General features: G+C 41.7%; 18 protein-coding genes and 1 tRNA gene. 10 read left to right on the top strand and 9 right to left on the bottom strand.

Features of this window, described 5'->3' with window-relative positions; translation table 11 throughout:
• Position 1: 1 nt before the first annotated feature.
• Both ftsZ and F1737_RS02095 read right to left on the bottom strand, forming a co-directional pair.
• Positions 2-1,108 carry a cell division protein FtsZ gene (gene ftsZ / locus F1737_RS02100; RefSeq protein WP_317137857.1) on the bottom strand — a complete coding sequence of 369 codons (1,107 nt, stop codon included), beginning with the start codon at positions 1,106-1,108 and terminating at the stop codon, positions 2-4.
• Positions 1,108-2,433 carry a D-aminoacyl-tRNA deacylase gene (locus F1737_RS02095; RefSeq protein ID WP_317137130.1) on the bottom strand — a complete coding sequence of 442 codons (1,326 nt, stop codon included), beginning with the start codon at positions 2,431-2,433 and terminating at the stop codon, positions 1,108-1,110. Before F1737_RS02095 ends, ftsZ begins: the two co-directional genes overlap by 1 nt.
• Positions 2,434-2,562: 129 nt before the next feature.
• Between F1737_RS02095 and ileS the strand changes: the two genes are divergently transcribed.
• A complete protein-coding gene (gene ileS / locus F1737_RS02090) occupies positions 2,563-5,718 on the top strand; it encodes an isoleucine--tRNA ligase (RefSeq protein ID WP_317137129.1) in 3,156 nt (1,051 codons plus the stop codon).
• A 94-nt stretch (positions 5,719-5,812) separates the two neighbouring features.
• Here the strand turns inward: ileS and F1737_RS02085 are convergent, their stop codons facing one another.
• Positions 5,813-6,541, bottom strand: coding sequence for a tRNA(His) guanylyltransferase Thg1 family protein (locus F1737_RS02085; RefSeq protein ID WP_317137128.1), 729 nt, complete (start codon positions 6,539-6,541; stop codon positions 5,813-5,815).
• A 137-nt stretch (positions 6,542-6,678) separates the two neighbouring features.
• Positions 6,679-6,939, bottom strand: a complete 261-nt coding sequence (locus tag F1737_RS02080) for a PRC-barrel domain-containing protein (protein ID WP_317137127.1) — start codon at positions 6,937-6,939, stop codon at positions 6,679-6,681.
• A gap of 52 nt (positions 6,940-6,991) precedes the next feature.
• On the opposite strand from F1737_RS02080, the gene F1737_RS02075 reads away from it, so the two are divergent.
• On the top strand, positions 6,992-8,146 hold the full coding sequence (locus F1737_RS02075) for a M50 family metallopeptidase (RefSeq protein WP_317137126.1): 1,155 nt from the start codon (positions 6,992-6,994) through the stop codon (positions 8,144-8,146).
• Positions 8,147-8,247: 101 nt separating this feature from the next.
• On the opposite strand, the gene F1737_RS02070 is transcribed toward F1737_RS02075, so the two are convergent.
• The 3 genes from F1737_RS02070 to F1737_RS02060 are packed head-to-tail and all read right to left on the bottom strand — an operon-like array spanning position 8,248 to position 11,963.
• Entirely contained in the window at positions 8,248-9,897 is a 1,650-nt protein-coding gene (locus F1737_RS02070) for a helix-hairpin-helix domain-containing protein (protein WP_317137125.1), read from the bottom strand.
• Positions 9,887-10,507 carry a 6-hydroxymethylpterin diphosphokinase MptE-like protein gene (locus tag F1737_RS02065; RefSeq protein ID WP_317137124.1) on the bottom strand — a complete coding sequence of 207 codons (621 nt, stop codon included), beginning with the start codon at positions 10,505-10,507 and terminating at the stop codon, positions 9,887-9,889. The genes F1737_RS02070 and F1737_RS02065 overlap by 11 nt, the downstream gene beginning before the upstream one ends.
• The gene (locus F1737_RS02060; protein ID WP_317137123.1) at positions 10,497-11,963 is read right to left on the bottom strand and encodes a DHH family phosphoesterase; all 1,467 of its coding nucleotides are present in this window, start codon (positions 11,961-11,963) and stop codon (positions 10,497-10,499) included. Before F1737_RS02060 ends, F1737_RS02065 begins: the two co-directional genes overlap by 11 nt.
• A gap of 88 nt (positions 11,964-12,051) precedes the next feature.
• On the opposite strand from F1737_RS02060, the gene F1737_RS02055 reads away from it, so the two are divergent.
• Positions 12,052-12,125: transfer RNA gene (locus F1737_RS02055), tRNA-Lys, on the top strand.
• Positions 12,126-12,340: 215 nt separating this feature from the next.
• Here the strand turns inward: F1737_RS02055 and F1737_RS02050 are convergent.
• Positions 12,341-13,234, bottom strand: a complete 894-nt coding sequence (locus F1737_RS02050) for an ABC transporter ATP-binding protein (protein ID WP_317137122.1) — start codon at positions 13,232-13,234, stop codon at positions 12,341-12,343.
• A gap of 96 nt (positions 13,235-13,330) precedes the next feature.
• Between F1737_RS02050 and F1737_RS02045 the strand changes: the two genes are divergently transcribed.
• The gene (locus F1737_RS02045; RefSeq protein WP_317137121.1) at positions 13,331-15,139 is read left to right on the top strand and encodes an ABC transporter permease; all 1,809 of its coding nucleotides are present in this window, start codon (positions 13,331-13,333) and stop codon (positions 15,137-15,139) included.
• Positions 15,140-15,145: 6 nt separating this feature from the next.
• Complete coding sequence (locus F1737_RS02040) at positions 15,146-16,219, top strand: ABC transporter permease (RefSeq protein WP_317137120.1); 1,074 nt, start codon at positions 15,146-15,148, stop codon at positions 16,217-16,219.
• A 92-nt stretch (positions 16,220-16,311) separates the two neighbouring features.
• On the opposite strand, the gene F1737_RS02035 is transcribed toward F1737_RS02040, so the two are convergent.
• Complete coding sequence (locus F1737_RS02035; RefSeq protein WP_317137119.1) at positions 16,312-16,950, bottom strand: TMEM175 family protein; 639 nt, start codon at positions 16,948-16,950, stop codon at positions 16,312-16,314.
• Positions 16,951-17,096: 146 nt separating this feature from the next.
• On the opposite strand from F1737_RS02035, the gene F1737_RS02030 reads away from it, so the two are divergent.
• The 5 genes from F1737_RS02030 to F1737_RS02010 all read left to right on the top strand — a co-directional run bounded on the left by F1737_RS02030 (position 17,097) and on the right by F1737_RS02010 (position 23,911).
• Complete coding sequence (locus F1737_RS02030; protein ID WP_317137118.1) at positions 17,097-17,630, top strand: hypothetical protein; 534 nt, start codon at positions 17,097-17,099, stop codon at positions 17,628-17,630.
• 302 nt (positions 17,631-17,932) lie between these two features.
• A complete protein-coding gene (locus F1737_RS02025; protein ID WP_317137117.1) occupies positions 17,933-19,261 on the top strand; it encodes a PEGA domain-containing protein in 1,329 nt (442 codons plus the stop codon).
• Positions 19,262-19,327: 66 nt separating this feature from the next.
• Complete coding sequence (locus tag F1737_RS02020; RefSeq protein WP_317137116.1) at positions 19,328-20,647, top strand: methyl-coenzyme M reductase glutamine C-methyltransferase; 1,320 nt, start codon at positions 19,328-19,330, stop codon at positions 20,645-20,647.
• 166 nt (positions 20,648-20,813) lie between these two features.
• The gene (locus tag F1737_RS02015; protein ID WP_317137115.1) at positions 20,814-22,742 is read left to right on the top strand and encodes an Nramp family divalent metal transporter; all 1,929 of its coding nucleotides are present in this window, start codon (positions 20,814-20,816) and stop codon (positions 22,740-22,742) included.
• The gene (locus F1737_RS02010; RefSeq protein WP_317137114.1) at positions 22,739-23,911 is read left to right on the top strand and encodes an ABC transporter substrate-binding protein; all 1,173 of its coding nucleotides are present in this window, start codon (positions 22,739-22,741) and stop codon (positions 23,909-23,911) included. Before F1737_RS02015 ends, F1737_RS02010 begins: the two co-directional genes overlap by 4 nt.
• Positions 23,912-23,941: the final 30 nt, after the last annotated feature.

Raw genomic sequence — 23,941 nt, 5'->3', positions numbered from 1 at the left:
CTCACCTGAGAAAGTCTATATCATATTCTCTTTCGGAAGATTTGCTGCGTGAGACATCGCCCCTGCCATAAATCTGAGGGGAATTAACACCTGTTACCACAAGCATGGTTCTCATGCGGTGCTGCATTTCAGGATCAATTTGTGCACCCCAGATAATACGTGCATCCGGATCAATTCTCTCGTATACTTCCTGCACAACACCTTCTGCCTCTTCCATCGTCATATCAGGGCCGCCGACCACATTTACAAGAGCCGCGGTCGCATTTGAGATGTCTACATCGAGAAGCGGAGATCTGAGTGCCTTTTTGACAGAATCTGCCGCTTTGTCTTCACTGTCACTCTCACCCATACCAATCATTGCAACGCCCCCACGCTCCATTACAGTGCGAACATCGGCAAAGTCAAGGTTGACAAGACCTGGCTGGGTAATAAGTTCTGTAATACCTTTGACGGCACGCATCAAAACTTCATCGGAAACTTTGAACGCCGCATGCAGTGGAAGCCTTGGCACAACCTCCAAAAGTCTGTCATTGGGAACGACAATTACTGTGTCGGCAACATCACGAAGATGTTCAAGACCTGCTTCCGCGTTCTCCTTTCTTATTGCACCCTCTGCTGTAAAAGGAAGAGTAACTATCGCAATGGTAAGAGCGCCCTGTTCCCGTGCAGCACGGGCAATTACAGGTGCGGAACCTGTTCCGGTTCCTCCGCCAAGACCTGCCGTAATAAATACCATATCACTGTTTGCAAGCTTTGCACGGATCTCCTCGTCATTCTCAAGTGCTGCCTCTTCTCCGACCTGCGGCACCGAACCTGCACCAAACCCTTTCGTCCTCTGACGGCCGATAAGAATGCGGTAATCAGCCTTGGTCCTGATAAGATGCTGTGCATCAGTATTTACTGACAGTAAAGTAGCACCGTCTATTCCTTCCTCGGCCATGCGGGTGACAGTATTTGAACCACCACCGCCACAGCCAACAACCGAGATCTCTGTACGGAGGGATTTTAGAATCTCCTCCAGTTCCTCGTCATTTTGTTGCGGCGAGTCAACTATCATCTCAACGTCGGCGTTCGCCCTGCTTAATGCCTCTTCTACAATTGATTTCATCATAGATAATTCTCCAACCCCGGTACACGGATAACCTTTTCACTGCAATCGGATACCATTGACGGATTTATTATTCTGCCGTCAACGCACACTTCCTCACCGGCAGCAAGTTTTCCAAAGAAAGGCCCTTTTGGCACCCCCAGTTCTCTGGCCTTTGCCGGGTCAAATCTGATCTTTCTGATAATCAGATGATCACCATCAACTGCAGTGTCTGCTTCTTTGTGTAAGATCTTAACACACAAAGTTATTAAAGCATTTATTGTTGGTAATTTATTCCCCTCATAAGAGATAAAAATTGGCAGTATCTGGCCGGTTTTTGAAGTTAAATGTACAACCTCAAGCGACTTAATTCCTAAAACAAATTCATTTTCATTTGTTTTGAGGGTTTCCCCAATCAAATCAGGATCAATATTGATAATTTCCGGAACTCCCGCACCTTTCAGATTATGTAAATGTATTTTGCTAACATTTGTCACATTTCCCGCCATTTTTCGTATTTTCAGATAACTGTTCCAGTCGGTTTCCCCAAGATCTTTTATCTCCCCTTCAGAAAGAATCTCCAGTTTTAAACTATCTGCAATTTTCAGGATATTATTTAATTCACTCTTCGAAACAGCCTTTTTATCAATATAACCTGCAACTGCACCGCTTTTTTGAACCATCTCGCTCACAAGCAGGGGCGTTAGACCGCCAACTTCCCTTGAATGAGCAATATGGCCAAATGCGCCTCTCGAATTTAAAGAGATTTCAGTCTGGCGTGCCGCATAATGATTGCCTCCGAATCCAACCAGATTTATCGAATCGGGATTTTCGGAGGATAACACTTCAAGAAGACTTTCAGCAACTGCATCTCCCGCAGAATAATTGGTCCACTCGGCATCTGTGCTCCCTATTTCTACAAAAAAGGACGGAACAGAAATGTCCGTAGGGCCATGATGTGTTACCTCATAGGATACGCGGTAGCCTTCCGGCGCTCTTTTTGACATTGCGTTAAGCACAGCATGCATAAATCCGGGACTTGTTTTAGAAAGCGCCGAGTCATCTCCACCAAGCATTGCCACACCATAGTTTCCCGTGACATGTACAGTCAGGGCAGGTGACGGCTTCTGACTTGTATGCCGCGAGATAAAAACAATCATATCCGCGCCTGTGCGTGAGTCCAGATTTTTTTCAAATATCAACCTGCCTTCGGTCTGATAAAAACGGAGCCTGTGAGACTGATATTCCACGTCGACTTCCCCGTTTTCACCGAGCTTTGATAACAGATGTTTTCTGATATTGCACCCGGCAGGATCAATTGATGAATTAACTATTGCAATGAGCATGAACAATCATAATTATTTCATTTAGAGAGTTATTTCAACTGCTATTGAAGCTGACTTTTTTTCGGTCACTCTCACAAATGCTATCTTAAAAGAATCACATATATTATTGGACTATTTGAGGGATTGCATTTGAAAGAGGTTACAAGCAGCTACAATGCAAAAGAGGTCGAAGTTGAGGTCAGCAGATACTGGGCTGAAAACGACACCTACAAGAAAGTGAAAGAGCTAAAATCGGGCGGTGACGACTATTTCTTTGTAGACGGCCCCCCGTACACAACAGGACATATCCATCTGGGCACTGCATGGAACAAGATTTTGAAGGATACTATCCTGCGCTATAAAAGAATGCAGGGCTTCAATGTTACAGACCGTGCAGGATACGACATGCACGGACTTCCTATCGAAGTGCGTGTTGAAAATGAACTTGGATTTGAGTCAAAGAAGGATATCGAAAAATTCGGAATTTCCAACTTCATTGAAAAATGCAAGAATTTTGCAATTACACACAAGGAGATCATGTCCGATCAGTTCAGGGAACTTGGTATCTGGATGGACTTTGATAATCCCTATGAAACAATAAAACCGGAATATATTGAAGCTGCATGGTGGGCTCTTAAAAAAGCGGATGAAAAAAAGCTGCTCGAAAGGGGTTCACGTGTTGTAAACTGGTGTCCACGCTGCGAAACTGCAATTGCAGATTCGGAAGTCGAATACTGGGATGAGGAAGACCCTTCAATATATGTGAAATTTCCCGTCAGGGGAAAGGAAAATGAGTATCTCGTAATCTGGACCACAACACCCTGGACACTTCCTGCAAATGTGGCGGTTGCGGCAGGAAAGGATTTTGTTTACGCAAGAATTGAAGCCATAAAAGAGGGCAGAAAAGAGATTCTCTGGATGGCAAAGGATCTCGCAAAGGAAGTTCTCAAAAAAGGCAGATATGAAGATTTCACAATTCTCGAAACAAAAACAGGAGAGGAGCTTGCAGGAACGGAATACGATTCACCTCTGTTAAAATATGTTCCAATGCAGGGCGATGTAGAACACCACGTTGTTCTTGCAGACCATGTTTTAATGGACAACACAGGTCTTGTTCACACTGCCCCCGGACACGGATGGGATGATTATCTTGTCGGATTAAGAGACGGACTTGATATCCTCTGCCCTGTTGACGGTACCGGCAGATTCACAAAAGACGCAGGCGAGTTTGAAGGTCTCTATGTACGCGATGCAAACCATAAAGTCATCGAGGCGCTCGGAGATCATCTGCTTCGTGAGATGAAGATTGTCCACCGCTACGGGCACTGCTGGAGATGCAAAACACCGATTATCAACCGTGCAACAGAACAGTGGTTTATTGCAATCCCGAAAATCAAAGAACAGATGCTTGATGAGATTGAAAAAGTCAACTGGTATCCGGAATGGGCAGGAAGTGCACGTTTCCATGACTTCGTTGCAGACGCAAGAGACTGGTGCATTTCGAGACAGCGCTACTGGGGTATTCCAATCCCGGTATGGAAATGTGACACATGCAAAAATTACCATGTATTTGGCACAGTCGCAGAACTCAACGATGCTGCGGGATCAGACCTTACAGATCCGCACAGACCCTATGTTGATGATGTAACCTACAAATGCGAATGCGGCGGTAATATGAAACGCGTTGAAGACATCTTTGACGTATGGTTTGATTCTGCAATGGCATCCTGGGCAACAATAGGTTATCCACGCAGAACAGAGGAATTTGAGAAACTCTGGCCTGCCGATTTCATTACAGAGGGTCAGGATCAGACAAGAGGATGGTTCTACTCACAGCTGGGCGCCTCAACAATCGCATTTGACCGTGCCCCCTACAAGAATGTAATGATGCACGGATTTGCACTTGACTCCGAAGGCCGCAAGATGTCAAAGTCCATCGGAAATGTCGTAACTCCCGAAGAGGTCATTGAAAAAGTGGGAATTGATGTCCTTCGCCTTTACGTCCTTTCGGCAAGCGCACCATGGGATGATCTCAAATTCAACTGGGAGGGCGTTAAGACCACAAACAGGGCGGCAAACATTCTCTGGAATGTCTATCGTTTCCCGCTGCCGTATATGATTCTTGACTCCTTTGAACCGGCAACCGGTGAAAACGGAGTATGGAACGGGGAATACATAAAGGAAAATCTCCCGTCAATGCCTGATGAAGACCGGTGGATCATCTCACGTGTAAATACACTTGGAAAAGAAGTCACCGGATTTGTTCAAACCTGCGAACTTCACAGAGCCACCCGTGCAGTAATCCACTGCATCCTTGAGGATATCTCACGCTGGTATGTTCAGCTTGTCAGAGCCAGGATGTGGCTTGAGGAAGATGCTGTTGAGAAGAGACAGGCATACGAAACCATGTATTACGTTGTGCGCAGGCTTGTCAGCATCATGGCGCCTTTCACACCTCACATTTCAGAGAACATATACAAAAACCTCCGTAAAGAACAGGACCCTGAAAGTGTCCACATGTGTGACTGGTTCTCCGGCGATGATTCACTTATCAATGTAGCACTTGAAGAAGAGATGGCAGTCATCCGTTCATTTGATGAATCTGTTGCAACTGCAAGGCAGGAAGGGAAGAGAAAACTCCGCTGGCCGGTTTCAGAAGTAATTGTTCTGACAGATTCCGATACAGTTGAAAACGCTGTAAAACGCCTTTATGATCTTTCTCTCCAGCGTGCAAACGCAAGGAAAGTGACAGTTGTCAGAGGCGCATGGGACAAAATGGGTGTTTCAGCCGAAGCAAATATGCGGGCGATTGGTCCTGAATTCGGAAAGGAAGGGCCAAAGGTAAAGGCCGCAATAGAGAGTACCGATGCTTCTGCTCTCAAGGCGGAAATCTCATCAAATGGCAGTGCAGTTGTTTCAGGATATACCATAACAGATGCCCATGTCAACTTCTCAGAAGTAATGCCTGAAGGAATTTTCTCTGCAGAAATGGCAGATGCCACCGTATGTGTCGATGTCACCCTGAATGAAGATCTTGAAGCTGAAGGATACTCACGCGAGGTTATCAGAAGAATTCAGGAAATGAGAAAACAGTCAAACCTCAATGTCGAGGATTCAATCAATGCCGGCGTCTCGGTTTCTGATGAACGCATAGCCGGACTTTTGACAGCATGGAAAGATCTGATTGCAGGCGAGGTCAGGGCAGGAGAGCTCTCTCTTCAGGAAGAAAAAGCCGCAGATGCAGAACTCTCTGAAGACTGGGATGTTGAAGGAATATCTGTTAAAATAGGCATATCAAAAGCATAAAAACAAATTTAAAATCTATTTTTTTTGCAAAATATTTATTTGAACCTTAAACGGACGGATTAATTTAAAGCATTCAGTTTTAAAAACTGAAAGTTTACTGCCCGGATATTTTGCATATGTAATCCAGACCTTCAGGAGTATCAAAAAGTGGTATATCCTTATCCACAACTACAACCTTTCTTTCAGTCTCAACTTCCTCATTCTTTATCGGGTTGTAGCCTTTACGGATCACACTTTTTTTATGCACAACAATGCCCCGCCTCTGCCACGCAGGTGTCTTTGCAAGATTGACCCCACGCTCAAACATCATTTCATGCATCTGTTTTGATCCCACACCACTGAGATTTTTAGCAGTCTGTTGTGCTGAGAATCCCTCTTTTATCAGCGCGTTCTGGCAGTAGGCATTCATATGATTTCTCCACGCCTCTTTTTGCCGCCAGGAAAAATATTCGGGGAAGGACTGTGAATCAACACATACAACCCTTGAATCAAAAGATACGGGTTCTAAAAGACCTAAAAACAGGGTCAGTGCACTTGCGGCGTATGATGCGCACACGGAATCTATCTTTTCAACCCTTCCGTTGAATATGGTTTTTGAAAAGAACAGACTTATTTCATCAGAAAAAGTATACGCAAAGTCAGGTTCGAGACCGCTTTTTGAAATAAGGGCTTCACATACGCGGCACATTGCATCATTAAACCTGTCATCATATGGTTTTTCAAAACCAAGATCAGAAGTCAGATGATGAAATGCCCTTCCGTCAAGACGGACCACATAAGGCGTTACAATATTCAGTCTGCTGAAAATCTCTCTTTCCTGCATATATTTTTAAAAATTAAGATTAATGCTTTAAATCGGGCATATCAATCATCATGTGATTTTTAGTCCGGCTTTTCCTGATTACTTTCCAGGAATTCATTAATCCGGGATCTTCCCCGGACAACCCCCCGCATTTGATATTATTCCATTTCCTTTGAAGGGAACATATTATTGAAGTGCCTGATGATAATAATATCGCCAATGGACTTTATGATGCGGTATGGAATTCTAATACCCCTGAATCCTTTAAGCTGAAGCAAATCAGGATTTAACTCGCTTACTGCAAGGGAATCAACCTTTTTCGTGTCCACATTAATTACTGCATCATCGACAATACCAACACGGATTGCTTTATCGGTATATACCTCCATCCCGAAGAGGTCAGTTATTTGTGTCTTCATCGTTACCGGTTGAAGGTATAATACTTAAAAGTTAAAAATATAATCTTTCCAAATGGCAGACTCAGTACAGATAGGAACATTATTTGGAATACCCATAAGACTTCACTTCACCTTCCTCCTGGTAATCCCTCTGTTCACCTTTATTGTCGGATACCAGATAGAATATACAATTCTCTTTCTGGAAGGTGTATTCAATCTGGCTCAACCAATAGATACATCTCTGATAACCAGAGGTTTTGTTCCGTACAGTCTGGGCCTGATCGTAACACTGAGTCTTTTTGCAGGTGTCCTGCTGCATGAACTGTCCCATTCTATTGTGGCAAAAAAGAACGGAATGAAGGTGAAAAGTATAACACTTTTAATTCTGGGCGGCATAGCAGCGATAGATGAGGGTAAAAGTCCGGATCCAAAAGTTGAACTCCCAATGGCAATCGCAGGTCCGGTTGCAAGTCTGATAATAGGACTTATATCCGGATTTCTGGCTTATGCGTCCTATAACTATATTTCAGCTCCGGCATTTGCCGGCCTTTTATTCTATGTATTCGGTTACCTTTCATTTCTGAATATAATCCTGTTCCTCTTCAATCTCATTCCTGCATTCCCAATGGACGGGGGAAGAGTCCTCAGGGCAATTCTTGCAAGAAAAATGCCAATGTATAAAGCAACAAAAATTGCCGCAGATATCGGACGGGCATTTGCAGTTATCTTTGGAATTGCAGGGATACTTTTATTCAGCCCGATTCTGGTGATAATTGCGATATTCATATATCTCGGTGCAGGTCAGGAAGCGGAGATGATGAAATTCAACGAACTTCTGCGCGATGTGGATGTTAAAAGGGCGATGACATCACCGGTCCTTTCAGTAGATCCCGATATGCCCGTTGACCAGGTTGTCAATATGATGTATTCAACCCATCATCTTGGATTTCCGGTTATCAGCAGAGATGAGATTATCGGAATGGTAACCTTATCAGACCTGAGCAGGGTTTCATCAATTGACAGGGAGGCAATGATTGTAAAAGATGTCATGTCGACCAGTGTTATTGTACTGCCCCCGGAAGCACCCCTCTCAGATGCAATGAAGATAATGTCGGTTAACAGTATTGGAAGAATTCCTGTTGTCGAGAACAACAGGGTTGTCGGAATCGTTACCAGAACAGATATTCTAAAATTTATCGAAATAAAGGAGATTTATTCTAAAAAATAACAAGGGGATATTATATCCCATATTTAACGGAGGAGTCTTCCTATAAAATCCAAAAAATAGCAAAAAAATATTTGTAAAAGAAAAGAAGATGTCAGATATATTTAAAAGCCGATATATTTTTCAGGGATGACATCTTCTGCTACTTTCTTTAGTTCCTCATATGATTGAAAAGGTCTTTTTGCAATTATTTTGACAGCCTTTTTCTTTCCGATCCCTGGAATCTTTTTTATTGCTGATGCAGGCAGTTCATTAATCTTTACAGGATAAGGAATCGCAGTAACCGATCTAAAGCCCCAGTCACAGACAACAGCATCAATTATGCTTCCCTTTGGAATTTGTAGAGGCATACCGGCAAGAATAGGATATGAACCAAGCTGCCTCCCAAAAGAAGTCTGCCCCTCGACTTCAATTATCAGATCTGAGAGTACTGTTCCGGCGGGAAATACACGCTTTAACATAGGGAGATCAAATTCATTTCGGACCCATTCCTTAAACTGCCTGAAACGCTTCTCATATTTACCAATGGTATTCTCCTCATACGCCTTTGTCCCTTCAAAAGGCATCACCTGGCGAATATTAACACGCCTTACCAGAAGATCCCGTTTTAAGACATCTCTCAAAAAGGATTCATTGAGATCATAGGTCTTTTCGGATTCACCACTGAGGCCGAGAACAAAATTCAGGCCAGGCAAAAGGTGGGGGATTCCATTTTCATCCCTGACACCTCCGACCTCATTTACGATCTCTATTGCACGCAAAACATCATCCGGTTGGGCTTTTAAGTTATTTTCCCGTATCACAAGAGGATCTGCGGATTCAAGTCCAAAAGCAGCAAGATCTCCTGAAGTATGCCATCTGACAATAGAAGAGAGAGCTTCCTTTGATTCATCTTCATGTCTTGCAATAGTGCCGGGATTTATGTTGTCTATGTGGAGTGTTTTTAATTCCGGCGCAACTTTCCTGATTCCGCTAAACAACTCCTCTATTATCTGTGGATTTGGAACAGGAAACTCACCACCGCCCTTTGTTCCGTAAGTAAGCAGATCAGGCTGTCTCCCAAGTCTGAAATGACGTGCACCGGCTTTGTAAAGCGCTGAAACCTCGGCATGTATCCCACAGGCAGCCCTGTGCTTTGGCAGACCATAAAATGCCTCAGTGCAAAAGGAACATCCTCCCGTAACGGCACGTGAACATCCCCTTGCAGTTTCAAGTTCGCACATTACATTTGGAAATGCGGGATGCTGCGGGATTATATCGCTTCCCAAAACGCTCCATCTGTCGATCTTAGAATAATCAAATTCTCCAAAAGGACTCCCGCCTAAAAGAACCGAGTCAAGTGCTGATGCGATCTCTCCTTGCAGGACATGATCATAAACAGAAAATGATTCTTTAACGGCAGTGCATCCACCGCCGCCTCCACTTCCAAAAACTACAGGCCCGCCTATGCATTTCAGAGGACTTCTCAGGCTTGCCCCTATCTGCATGATTTCTGTTCCGGTCGCAGGCCTGCCACCTATATATTTTCCGGGAACTGTAACGCCTGATATGAAAACAATAAGATCTGATCTTTCAGCGCTTTGAAGAAGAGCAGGATTTTCTCTAATCTGATCAATATTCATATAACCCGGATTGTAACCATGCTCCTTACAGACGCCGGCCACATATCTTACATACGGGGAAATATATGGAGGAACGCCAAAACAGGCAGGCTCATCCACATACCCGTCAATTATAAAAGAATTATAGCTCATAACCGATTAATTTTAAAAGTCTGCGTGCAATCATCAGTTTCCCGTGCTTCATTGAATTTACGGAGATATCATCCAGATCAAATCCAATTATCCTGATATCTGATGCACCAAGTTCATCAGCTGCAAAAACAGCCCTGTCCCCGTCTGTAAAGCCACCAAAATTATATACACCCTCTGTCGGACGGCTCTGTGTCGTAAGAACCACAGGACCTTTGAATTTTGGGATCCAGTTTTTTAACAGAGGTATATTGTCCCCATGTGCATGAACCACAATAAGTGTTCCAAGACTGCTCATCTCAATGAAACTGTCTTCACAACCATCGAGGTCTGTGGATATTATATCTGAGCGTATACCTGCTTTATAGAGATTGTCTGCAGCGGCATCAGCGGCAAAAATAACCCCTTTTATCCTTTCTGTTTCATTAAGAAGTGATGGCGCATTCCCGCATACAGTTACGGTTTTTCCATTGCAGAGCTTCTTAAATATTTCAATATCATCCCTGTCAGTAAGAGTTCTTGCATAAGCTGCAGCCTCTTCATCAGATTTCCTGTCAAATCCAAAATAATCAAGAATGTATTGATAATGGGGTTCCCATTCTTCAAACTTCATTTTTTTCTTCTTTTCCAATTCCCACAATATCTGCAAAGCGCTCTAAAACGGGATCAATAATCAGTGAAAGGAGTTCTTCTTTATTTCTTACAAGTGAAAAAGAGTTCAGGGGTATCTTTGCCGCTGCCATTGTTGCATGTCCGCCGGCTTCACCGATTCCTGTAAATGCCTCTTTCATCACATTGCCGACATGCATTCTTATATCCTTGTTTCTTGCGGAAATCGTTATAAAATCATCACCAATTCCATAAACAACAGCTGTATTGACACCTTCAAGCTGAATCAGAAGATCAGCGGCCTGGGGAATTGTGTCCCTGTTCTTTACATATCCAACATTTGTGAAGAGGTAACCGTTCTGAACCCTTCTTCCCTTTATGGCATCTCCGAGAGCATCAACAGTTTCAATTGAAATGGACGGGGATGTTATCTTATCGAGTAGTTCCCCGTCTGTCAGGGGAAGAAGGAAGGCAGCATAATTTAGATCCTGAGGAGTTGTATTGCGCGAAAATTCCCTTGTATCCGCACGTATACCATACAAAAGTGCGGTTGCAACAATCTGATCTACTGAAATATCAAGCTCCTGAAGGTACTGTGTCATTATGCTGGCTGTGGCACCCATACCGGGCCTTATATCTGTAAAGAATGATTCAAGGGCCTTTTCATCAGCTTCGCGATGATGATCGATTATAATATCTACTTTTGTGTCAGGGGAAAGAAAATTATTAACGCTAGGACCTGGAGAATCAACAATTGCCAGATAATCGCATTCATCAACTATCTCCTGCGTTATCTTCTCCATCTGAATATCCAGAAGAGTTACAAATGCACGGTTTTCCTGATGCCCTATTTTACCGTCATATAATATACGACACTCAAGTTTTCCACCGCTTGCCTCCTTTCCAATGGCACAAAGAGCCATTGCACTGGATATCGAATCGGGATCGGGGTTTGTATGAACAACTATACCCAGTGTCCCTTCGCATCCTGACAGAAAATGATACAGTTTTCTTGCAAGTCGCGAGGAATGCAGGCGCCTTATGTGGTGTACCGCAGTCTTTGCAAACACTTCCTGGGGGTAAAGTGCAATATCCGCACCAGCCTGTTCAAGAAGATTCAGGCTCAGCCTGTCGATAGCCCTTGCAATAACATAGGCTGCCGGATAAATCTCCTTAACCCTCTTTGCAGCCTCTATATTTGCATTCTTATCGCTTGAAAGAATAAAAACAACTTCAGGAACGGGCAGTCCGTCAAGAATACCTGGATCAGTTATATCACGCACAATTGCGTCGTAATTTTGATCTCTTAAGTCCTCAACACGTTTTTCATCACGATCAACAATAATCACGTGACTGGTGTCATGGATTAATTCCTCAACTACATTGTAACCGATGCTTCCACATCCGAGAACAATGTACTTCACTTTATCCAGTGACCCATTTGACTGACTATCTGCCATGTGTTAATATATATTCACTTTAAAGATATTTAGACGATTTCCGAAATCTTTATTTACATTTAAGTTAGACTTATTTAGGCACAAGCATGGGCCTGTAGCTTAGTCAGGCAGAGCGACGGACTCTTAATCCGTAGGCCAGGGGTTCAAATCCCTTCAGGCCCGCTTTTGATTCTTTTTTGTCCATATTAACAATTCAGGCTAAATTACCACGTATTATCCTCAAAGATTGTTTTTAAACATTTCAAACGGATAATGATACGGTATGCGCAGGGCTGATTATTATGGGAAATATATCGGCATATTTCCGTTTATTAAATATTCAACTGCGGGAACAAACCACTAAAATAAAACAAAATTTTTGTAATTTTTTTCTTCGTTTATCTTCCGATCTGCATAAGCATCTCTTCAAGACTTGGATAATGAGATTCTATTCTTTTAACACGTCCACCCTCCGAGGCAATAATCGCTGTCAGATCATTGAGGGAATCCACATCTTCAACCTTTGCCGATATGACACCTCCGGATTCCTCGTAATTGTCCAGCACACCTCTCAAAACACTTCTGTCGCTGACAACAAATTCTATCTCATATGTAACAGAACCAAATTTTTCCCTAAGTTCGTCCATCGAGCCGAACATCAGTCTCTTTCCTCTTTGAAGGATCAGTACTTTATCGCAGAGTTCCTCCACCTGATAGAGATTGTGTGCGCTGAGAAGGATAGTTTTTTCACCTTCTTTTTTAATGGAACGGAGAAATTGACTAATATATCTTGAAGTCATCGGATCAAGGCCGGAAGTTGGTTCGTCATAGACAAGAAAAGACGGATCATGTATAAGCGACCTTGCAATTGCAACCTTCCTTTTCATACCCTTTGATAATTCACCAAGTTTTTTGTCCCCGGCATCAAGATCGAGTTTATGAAGAATGTCACGGCTTCTTTTCCTGATTTCCTCCGGAGACATCCTGTATATCTCACCAAAAAAAGAAAGATATCCTCCGACTGTCATATTCTCATAAAGACGCGACTCCTCTGGCAGATAGCCAAGTCTTGATTTCAATGCATCCGGATGTTTTACGGCATCAATTCCGTCAATTAAAAGTTCTCCTGACGTTGGGGTCAAAAGACCAGACATTATCTTTAAAAGAGTTGTTTTGCCCGCACCGTTATGCCCGACAATCCCAAAAATTCCTGAATCTTCAAGATCAAAACTGACATCATCCAGTGCAGTAAATCCATTATAATTTTTGACAATAGAACGGGCATGAATCATAGATTTTCAAGTGATACCTATCATCAATTTTACAGATAAACTTTCTTATAGCATTAATTCATATTCAAGAAAAAGAATATCGGGATTTTTTAGCGGATGACAAGTACAGGACACCAGATTTTTACAATTGCAAAGTGGGAGATTAAACGCTTTACAGGCACAATGAGCAAAGAAGTGCTGCCAATAGCAGTGCTCTTGTTTATACTGTTAATCGCCGCTACCGGACTGACCCAGCAGAGCGGAATTCATATGCAGGATGACATGTATTCTGTCGCGGTGGATTCCGATTCGTCAGCTTCAATAATCGCAGGAGACCCTCGCTTTTCCGCTTATAAAATTCCCAAAGGTTCACTACCCACATCATCAGGTTTCGATCTTGTCATCTCCGACAATGAGGTTTACGCATCAAATACTGAAAAAGGTCTTGCCGCACTTAAGGCTCTTGAAAATGATTACAGACGATATAAAACCATCATTTACAACAGGGAAGAGGATCTTTTTGCGGCATACCCACTCTGGATTGAGGAAAATTACGTCAAAAGTGAGATCGATTTTGTTGCAACACAAAGCGGCGAAAGAGCAATAGCACCCCCAAACCCGAATGTAAACCCCGTACCTGAAAAAGTACCTGCATATGTGGAACCACCGGGAGCAGATATAGGCATCACAAAAGAAGAACTCAGAACAGAGTTAATTACAGGAGAAAATGCCGATACAAGATTGAGCAGATATACAGATGTACTGGCCCCCTCAGGAGTCACATCAGAATTTAAAACCCCTGCACAGCTCTCCCCGCCGCTGCCGTTTGACACGATAATACTGGTTTTTGTATTCATATTTCCGCTGTACTTCACATCACAGTTTTTTATGATGAGCATTATGAATGAAAGAATAGAAAGAAGCGGAGAGGCCCTCCTTGCAACACCAGTCAAAAACTGGGCAATAATAGCTGGAAAAGGTCTCCCTTATCTTTTGATGATGATTGTAATTGCAGTAATCCTCACTGCAATGACAAGCGGAAATTTCATCATACTTTTGCCAATATTTCCTGTAATTCTCTTTTTCCTCGCCTTTGCTTTGCTCATAGGGATGGTTTCACGAAGCTTCAAGGAACTCTCATTTATATCGATATTTTTCTCAACTGTTGCAACATCATACATTTTTTTCCCGAGTATCTTTGCAAATATTCACATTGTCAGTCTTATTTCGCCCCTTACTCTTGTAATCTATCAGATGCAGGGGGACGGTTTCACTGTCTTTGACTACATCTATTCAACATCCCTTTTTTATCTCACAAGCGCCGTGATTTTTTATATTGCCGCTAAAAACTACAAAGAAGAAGGTCTGTTTAATTATCACAAACTTATGCCGAAATTAAGAGAGTTTACAGAAACAGTAATCTCAAAAAAAAGAACGAACCTCTCATTTTTTGGGATCAGCATATTTACAATACCATTTGTATTCATGGCACAGCTGATGCTCCTTGTACTCTTATTCAATCTCCCAATGCCGCTCTCCCTGATATTTCTCCTTATCAGTGCGGCATTCATCGAGGAGTTTGCAAAATCCGTAGGAATATATACAGTTTTTTCAAAAAGACCCGAATACTTCAACCTGAAAAATATTATCCTTGCATCATTTTCAGTTGCTCTCGGATTTTTGATCGGCGAAAAGCTGCTTTTGTTTGCAACACTTGCCGAGATTTCAGACTCCATATTCGGTGCTGTCTTATTCACAAGCCTGCAGGTATTATGGCTACCGTTGTCTCTCCACTTTATCGGGGTACTGACAACGACAGCCGTTCTAAAAGCCGGAGGCAGAAAATTTTACATTCCTGCACTGATGGCCTCCACAGTTGTGCATACATTATACAACCTCTACTTTATTCTGGGCTGGAGCGGGTGATTTCAAATGAATGCAAAATATTCCAAAATAATTGCAAAAAAAGAGCTTAGAAGTCTGATGAGTGAAAAAACAATAATTCTTGCAATACTTCTCCAGCTTTTTATTGCAATGTTTTCATCATTCCTTCTGGTAGGCCTTACCTCGATGTACAATCCTGACGCAATAAGCAAATACTCAACTGTAAAATATCCTGTCGGATATTCAGGAGACCCCTCAGCAGTAATATCATACCTAAAGGACAGCAATGACTTTGTCGTCTATGAAATGGATCTCTCCTCTGCCGTACAGTCTTTAAAGGAGAGAAAACTCTCTGCCGTTATATGGATGCCGAATGTTGCTGAGGATTCTGAAAATCCTGTCAAAATTACACTTTATACAATCCAGAATGACATTCAGTCAAGCATCGTCAATGTAAAACTAAAGGATGTCTTCCTGGATTATGAGGAAAGACTCAGGGAAGAAAGAGGCAACCGGCTTGTACACAAACCTGTGACGATTGTTCTGCCGCCTTCTTCTGCCGGAAGCGACTTTTTTGAATTTGTCTACGGCCTTTTAATACCGCTTCTTGTATTCATGCCGGCAATAATATCCGGAGCCCTTATAATCGATCTGATAACGGAAGAGTACCAGCAAAACACTCTTTTAACACTCATGTCCACACCCGTATCCTTTACGGACATGTTATGGGGAAAAATCCTTGCCTGCTTTATTCTTGTGCCCTTACAGTCGGCAGGGTGGATTCTGTTATTAATGCTAAACGGAATTACAGTTCAGGGAGCAATTCCAATACTTCTCCATGTAAGCATAGGATCTTTTATTCTGATACTGATCGGGGCACTTACTGCCCTGAGATATACTGAAAGAACAAATGCACAGTTTATCTTCTCAACTGCAATTGTTGTTGTAATAATCTTTGCACTTGCAATGCCCCTTAATACTGCAAACATAATAGTCAGACTCTCAGTAGGCTCAATAGGGCCACAACACTGGGCAATACTTGCAGCTATGCTTTCGCTGGGAGTATTACTGTCATATTTCACAACAATGTTTGCAAAAAGGGCGGCCAGAAAACTAACATAAAAATAACTAGAATATAATATTCTTGTAAAAATTAATTTTTATATATTACTGCCACTAACCTGCATTATCAATACCAGAGGTAAAAATTTAAGTTATTCCTGTTTTCCTTTTTTTTCTTTATAAACTATCAAAAAACCAATTGCCGGTATAAGGAAATAAAATACCGTAGAATATAGTGGGTTTACAAACAGTGCAAATATGATCACAAATACGGAAATTAAAGGCACTGTCAGACTTTTTTTTACAGACCTCACAACCCTGGATTCAGGAAAGTCATCAACTATAAGCCGGTGATCTCTTGTTGCATGATACCACCCGCAGGTGTTTAAAAACCCGATTAAAAACATATTCAGACTGTAGATAAATACTGCCGGGAAAGAAGCAGGGTAGTCACCAACGAGCTGAACGCTAAAAGGCACTAAAGATACAAAGAACAATGAAATTACACTCAGCCATATGTAGATTTCATCAACAGATCTAATATAATTCGTCTGTCTGTGGTGAGCCATCCAAAAAGATGCCAGAATGAAAAAAGCAATACCATAATGAAAAATCTGAGGCTCTAGACGTATAAGGGAATTTCCAAGATTTGCAACCGTAGTTCCTGTGGGGAGATCTGAAACATCTATTGAAAGCACCCCGAGGGTAAGTGCGATAGCATAAATACCGTCTGTGAGTGCTTCGAGTCTTCCTTTGTGGAGTTCACTGGAGATATATTTAAATCCACGCATCTATTTTCTTTTACAAAAAGAACCTAATAATATATATCAAAAGCGTAATTCTGTCGGAAAAAGAGTATTATACTTTTTTAAAAATAATTTCAGAGATAATTGACAAACTTAATTTTTAATACCGGTTTAAAATACAAACTATTGCTATGACAGGTAAAATTCAGACAATACTACTTATTCTCTTACTGGGGGTCGTAATTACATCAGTGCAGGCGGCCGCCACAACAGAAACCACTATTGAAATTTCCCAAAATACTGCTGAAATAGGTGATATTATAGCAATATCCGGGAAAGTGGGAGGGCAGAGTGCCCCTGCGGTTTATCTTTTTATGACAGGCCCTGATCTTCCTGATAAAGGGACGCCTCTTGTCGGGGATGTGAGGAATGCAAAAATTCCATACCATAAAATATACCTCTCAGGCCCTGGCTGGGATTACAACTGGGATACAGGACTAATTGTTGGTGGACTCAAAGACGGCACTTATACAATCTATTCATCATTAAACCCCGGAAACCTTGACGGACTAAGAGAGGGTGAATACTCGGAGACAAAAATAAAAATCATTGATGTAAAAGAACAAAAAATGCAGCAGTCACCACTTCCTATATGGTTACTCATTTTTGCAGCTGTATTTTCAGTATTTGTAATAAATAAATGCAAAAAAAATTACAAATTCTGAATTTTTTTAAAATCTCATTTGTTTTGAAAATTACCCGGGTGATATCTCATCAGGGCAGTACGTATAACATTTATTTTAAAAACTTCTTTTTTAAAACAGATATATAGAATATTATTTTTTTTAATTACAGATATTCTCGAATAATTTTATGATAATTTCCTGTTAATTCGTCTTTTTGAAAAATAAATTCTGATTATTATTTCCGGCAATTTAACGCTGCACTCCGGATTTAAATACAGATACTGCAAATCAAAGACAAAATCATTAAAAAGGAGAGAAGTTATAGAAGTGATTTGATTATTATGTCATTCAGTAAAGCGTTGTCCGGCGGGATATTACTCCTTGCCATACTAGCAGTAACCATCGCCCCTGGTGCAGCAGAGCAACCGCTCGGAAACCAGATAGGCTGGCTCACCTTCCACACAAACGTGGACGGCGCAACAATTTATGTTAATGGAAATCCGGTTGGAACAACAGTAAACCAACAGTTCACATACACCGTTTACCTTGATGGAAGTCCTTCAAGTATGCCAAGTACTGCATATGCAGCAAAGTCAGGTTATCAGACAAGCAACACCGTCAGTGTTTCGATACCCGGTGCAGGTCAGACAGTTGATTATTACTTCACTTTAAACCCGTCGGGACCAACAACAGGTTCATTATACGTAGACTCATCACCAACAAATGCACAGGTTTATGTTGACGGGAATTACGTTGGAATAACACCGCATTCAGTCAGGGGTCTTTCAACAGGCAAGCACAATGTTGAAGTCATAAAATCAGGATACCAGAACTGGGCATCTTCTGCAAGTGTAGTTGCAGGAAGCCAGGTAAACGTGTTTGCAACACTTATTCCAGTCAATGACCATGGTACTATCTCAATTGCTTCATCACCATCAGGTGCAACAATTTATCTTGACGGCAATTACAAGGGACTCACACCTTCAACAATATCCGGTGTCACAAAAGGTGCCCACGTGGTTGAACTCAACAAAGCGGGTTATAATGAATGGTCAGGACAGGTTAACGTATATCCGGGCCAGACAACAAGAGTCTCAGAAACACTTACAGCAATTCCAAGCCCTTCAAAGGGTTCGATATACGTCTCATCAACTCCGGGAGGGGCTTACATTTATCTTGACGGATCGTATGAAGGCGTCACACCATACTCCGGAACATATGTTATCGGAAACGTACCTGCAGGCACACATACAATCTCACTGAAGCTTTCAGGATATAAGGATGCAGCAACCTCAGTGTCAGTTTCAGGAGGAGGAACAGCAACAGTATCACTTCCACTAACACCGGTGAATCCACCGGCAGGAACAGGCACTCTGGATATTTCATCAACACCCACAGGGGCAAATGTCTACATAAACAATGAATACAAAGGCATTACTCCTTTCCAGTTGTCTCTTCCGGCAGGAGAATACTCTGTTTCATTCAGATTAACAGGATATATGGATTCAACAACAACAGCAACTGTAAATTCAGGCGGAACTTCAACAGTGCAGGGATCACTTGTTCCCACAACCCAGCCAACACAGTCAGGAACCATTCCGTTTGCAGCAATAGCCGGCCTTTTAATTGCAGGAATCGGCCTTGCAGTGTTTAAATCAAAGAGAGAGTGATCCTCTCAATAAATTTTTTTAACTCTTATTCTATCAATCAGATTTTTGCCTGTATAAAACAAAAAAATGTACAGTCTTATGAAATTCACCGTTATCTCTCCTGAAATATACACCTATGGAGCAATGCTTATAGGAGGCATTTTAAAAGACAAAGGATACGATGTTTCGATCAAAAATAAACTCTCGGCACGTCCAAAAGACACTGTTATGATGAGCCTTTATTCGACACTTCACCTGAGATCTCCCATTTTAAAGGAATTTATTGAAGATCACCGGAAAAAAGGCGGTCAGGTATTTATCGGAGGTCCGGTGTCAGCATATCCAGAGATTGTCCTCGGAGAACTCAGTCCCGATGCTGTTTTGACAGGCGAGGGTGAGGGATCTATATTGAAACTTGTAGAATCAGGCATTTCAAAAGATGTACCGGGTCTTTCCTATTATGATGAAAACGGTGAAATCATAATAAATACACCGGCAGTGCCCGCATCTATGAAAAGACCAGTGCCCCTGATACCAACAGACATTGCAAAACAGGACATCAGAGGTGCCTCGGCATATATTGAAACACACAGGGGATGTACAGGTACCTGCACATTCTGCCAGGTCCCAAGATATTTCGGTCGCGGGATTAGAAGCAGGGATCTTGAAGATATACTTAAAGAAGTCAGGGAGTTTAAAAAACGCGGTGCAAAACGCCTTTCAGTATCCGGTGGAACAGGATCTCTTTACAACTACAAAGACGGCCATATTGACGAGGATGCATTTGTAAGTCTGTTAAAGGGAATGGCTGAGATAATGGGCAGCAAAAACATTTCTTCACCCGATATAAGAGTTGACTGCATCTCTGATAAAGTCCTTGACGCAATAAGGGATTATTCAATTGGCTGGGTCTTTTTTGGTCTGGAATCAGGAAGCAACAATGTCTTAAAGCACATGGGCAAGGGAGCATCGGCAGAGGATGCATCAAAAGCAGTACTTGCATGCAGGGAACACGGACTCAAAGTTGCCGGAAGTTTCATTGTAGGCCATCCATATGAAACAGAAGAAGATTATCAGGCAACAAAGGACTTTATTGCAGAACACTGTCTGGATGATTGTTTTGTTTCTATTGCAGAACCTATTCCAAAAACGCCTCTTGCCGATCTGGTGCTAAAAACACCAATGGATGAAAATCCGACTTACATCCCACATACAGGAGAGTACAGATCACTAAAACTGACAGAAAGCGAGGCCAGATCTTTTGATCTCCAGATGCATGCTGACATGTATAAACCAAATCTTCACGTGATAACCGATCAGATATTCAATGCATACCTTGCCGGAGTTAGAAAGGATGGAAATGACGTCAGGAATGCCACTGAACTTCTTTTCAAATATTATGGATAAAATAAAAGCATTCTGTTTATTTAAACAGAATATTTGGTGGAAATAAAGACATCTCTTATTTTAAAATCACTTTTAAATCATATTATAATTTTCAAAATGCAAATCAAAAGCAATTAAAACTGCCTGAATTAAATAATTTTAATAAATCTTCTTAAAGTTGAAATCCATGCGTAAAATACTCGCCAGCTACATACCAAAAGACATCTCTGACAAATTCAAATTCATCGGACCCGGACTTCTTCTCGCAATTGCCGCCTCGGGAGAAAGCGGAATTGCAGAGGCAGTTGAGATCGGAGCACACTTTCACTTTGACCTTATCTGGGTAATTCTTGTAACACTTCTGTTCAAATTTGCATTCACAAATGGAATTGCCAGATATACCCTTTCAACAGGAGAAACAATTTTTGAGGGACTAAAAAAGATACCGGGACCAAAGAACTGGACTGTTATATTCGTTACAGTCATCTACCTCCTTGAGATGTTTGGTTTTGGCGGTATGCTTCTGTTTGGTTCAATATTCCTGGATTATTACCTTCCGGGAGTCTACTTCTCAAAGCTCATAGCAATAATGACTCTTGCAATTGTCATGTTCCTGCTGTGGAAGGATTCTTATGAAAGAGTTGAAAAACTCGTGATTGCTATTGCAATCGGCCTTTTTATAGGAATAGGATACTGTCTTCTTGAGTTTGGAATCCCAATGGAATCAGTTGCATTCGGACTTATTCCAACAGTTCCTCATGATTCCATACTGCCAATAATGGCTCTGATGGGTGCAATTGGTTCAGGTCTTAATCTTCTCCTATATTCCGTATGGCTGAATGAAAAAAGCAGGGGGGAACACGGAGAGACATACTTTAAAAAATATATCCTGAGTGTTAATCTTGATCTGATTCTTGCATTCGGCCTTGTTGCGGTAATTACAGTTCTTTTCATGACACTGGGTGTCAGCGGATTTGTCGTTTCATTCCTGGGACATGGTGAGGAACTGACGATTGACACACTTATTGTCCAGACCCTTTATGTTCTGTCCAACATACCATATGGAACTGTTTTCTTCCTTATATTCGGATATCTGATAATGTTTGGTGCAACCGTTACCGGAATGGACGGTCGTGCCCGTGCAATATCATCAATCATAAAATCATCCACCGAAACAAAGCTTGATGAGAAGAAAATTTACAGAATCCTTCTCGGAGTATTTTCGGCAATCATAATCTCTGCAATAATTATGGGAGACCCTACCAAAGTCATCCATTACGTTGCCGCGATGGCATCAATTATGTTCGCTCTTCTCGGTTTCATGGCAATATATATTGATCTTACCCTTCCCGCATATTCACGCGGCAGCAGACTGTGGCTTCTGGTAATGATTTTTGGCAGTTCCGCATTTCTTTTGATGGCACTTTTAATGGAGGGCTCTTTAATTGAAGTGGGTCTTCCGTTAATTGAGAGGCTTGTTCTTTTGATTGTCCCCGTATACATCTTCATGAGAACTGATCTTTTCAAAAAGTGTATCCAAAAAAAGCTGGAGAGATACGACCTTATCTGGATTATCCTCATATTCGGAGGAATATCAGTCTATGGGGCATTGCGTGGCATACCATATTCTAATGTTATAATCAGTGCAGGTCATGTCGGTCCGATGATTGCCGGAATTATTTGCGGACCTTTTGCAGGTGGTTTTTCAGGTTTAATCGGCGGATTTTACATAATGCAAAACGAGGGAGATCATTCATTTATTTTTGCACTTTCAACAATTGTGGCAGGTATTCTGGCAGGATACTTTACCAGATACTGGAGGGGAGGAATTACATATTCAAAGGCCGTATTTATGGTATTATCAATAGAAATCTTCAATTTAGTGATACTTCCACTGATTTTGAAACCTGAATTTGAAACACTGAAAAATCTGTTGCGAACAAGTTTTGTTCCAATGACAATTGTAAACATGACCGGGGTTTTGATCTTTGTATATTTCCTAAAGGAAGGAGGTTATGAAATATCAGCCGGTACCGGATTAACTTCGCTTAAAGAAAAAATTTTCAGAAAAAATTCCAAAATATCCAAAAAAGAGAACAAGGGAGATAAAAAATGATCAGAAAAATCTCCATTTCAACAGTATTATTTCTGATAGTAATATTAATATCCGCATTTTTTATGATCTCAACAAACTTCGGCCCGCCGCCCGGGGATTTCCCCGATGAGATCGTTGTTGGATCAATACTGCCACTCTCAGGACCTATGGAGACATACGGCATTGAAATTAAACGCGGAATTGATATGGCTGTTTCTGATATCAATGAACAGGGAGGAATCAAAGGCACTCCTTTGAGTGTTGAATATTTTGACAACCTGGGAAATCCCAACATGGCCTTATTCGCATTGAAAAAGTTTGCAGAAAAAGGTGTTCCGGTCATAATAGGCCCTGTTTCAAGTACAACTGCCCTTACAATCGCACCTTATGCAGAAGAAGAAAAAGTTGTAATCATATCTCCGGCTGCAACAAACCCCAACCTTTCCGAGTATAAGGATTATTTTTTCAGGACAATATCCTCCGACATTTATCAGGGCAAAGGGATGGCAAAAGTTCTTCCCACAATGTACCCGGATGTGCAATCAGCCGCAGTATTATACCTCAACAACGACTACGGCCGTGAACTTAAGAATTCATTTGTAACCTGGTTCCCCAAAGCCGGCGGACATATTGTTTTAATTGAAAGCTATGAACCACGTGAAAAATCATATTCAGAATTAATTGACAAAATCATCTATACGAAACCCGATGCAGTCGTATTAATTGGAACAGTTGAAGATGCAGGGATTATTCTAAAGGAAGCAGAAAATAACGGCGTAAACGTCAAATGGTTCTGTTCAGAGGGCCTTGTAAATGACGAACTCCCCGATTCTGTCGGAAAATATTCGGAAGGAATTGCCGGACTTATGCAGTCAAGTCAGGTCCAGTCAAAATCGTTCATCAAAAGGTATGAATCTGAATATGGAACCGGAATTAACTGGCCTGTTTCATACGGTTATGACACTATGGCAATTGTTTCCGAGGCAATATCAGCAGGAGGCTATAAAGGGCCTGAAATCAGCAGTGCCCTTAAGAGGATAAGGTACCTGGGACTCTGCGGCCCGAAAGTTTTTGATGAAAACGGAGATATACCGCCTGCATTTGATATAATGAGGATTGAAAACGGAAAATGGCAGAGGGTAAAATGGAATCAGATAGTCTTCAGCGATGAAGAGGATGAAGAAGATTAAAGTCAAAAAACCTTCAAATAAATTCATCTT

The sequence above is a fragment of the Methanoplanus sp. FWC-SCC4 genome (assembly GCF_032878975.1).
Classification (GTDB): Archaea; Halobacteriota; Methanomicrobia; order Methanomicrobiales; family Methanomicrobiaceae; genus Methanochimaera; species Methanochimaera problematica.
The sequence above is the reverse complement of the archived record's forward strand: the minus strand, read 5'-3'. Positions and strand labels throughout refer to the sequence as shown.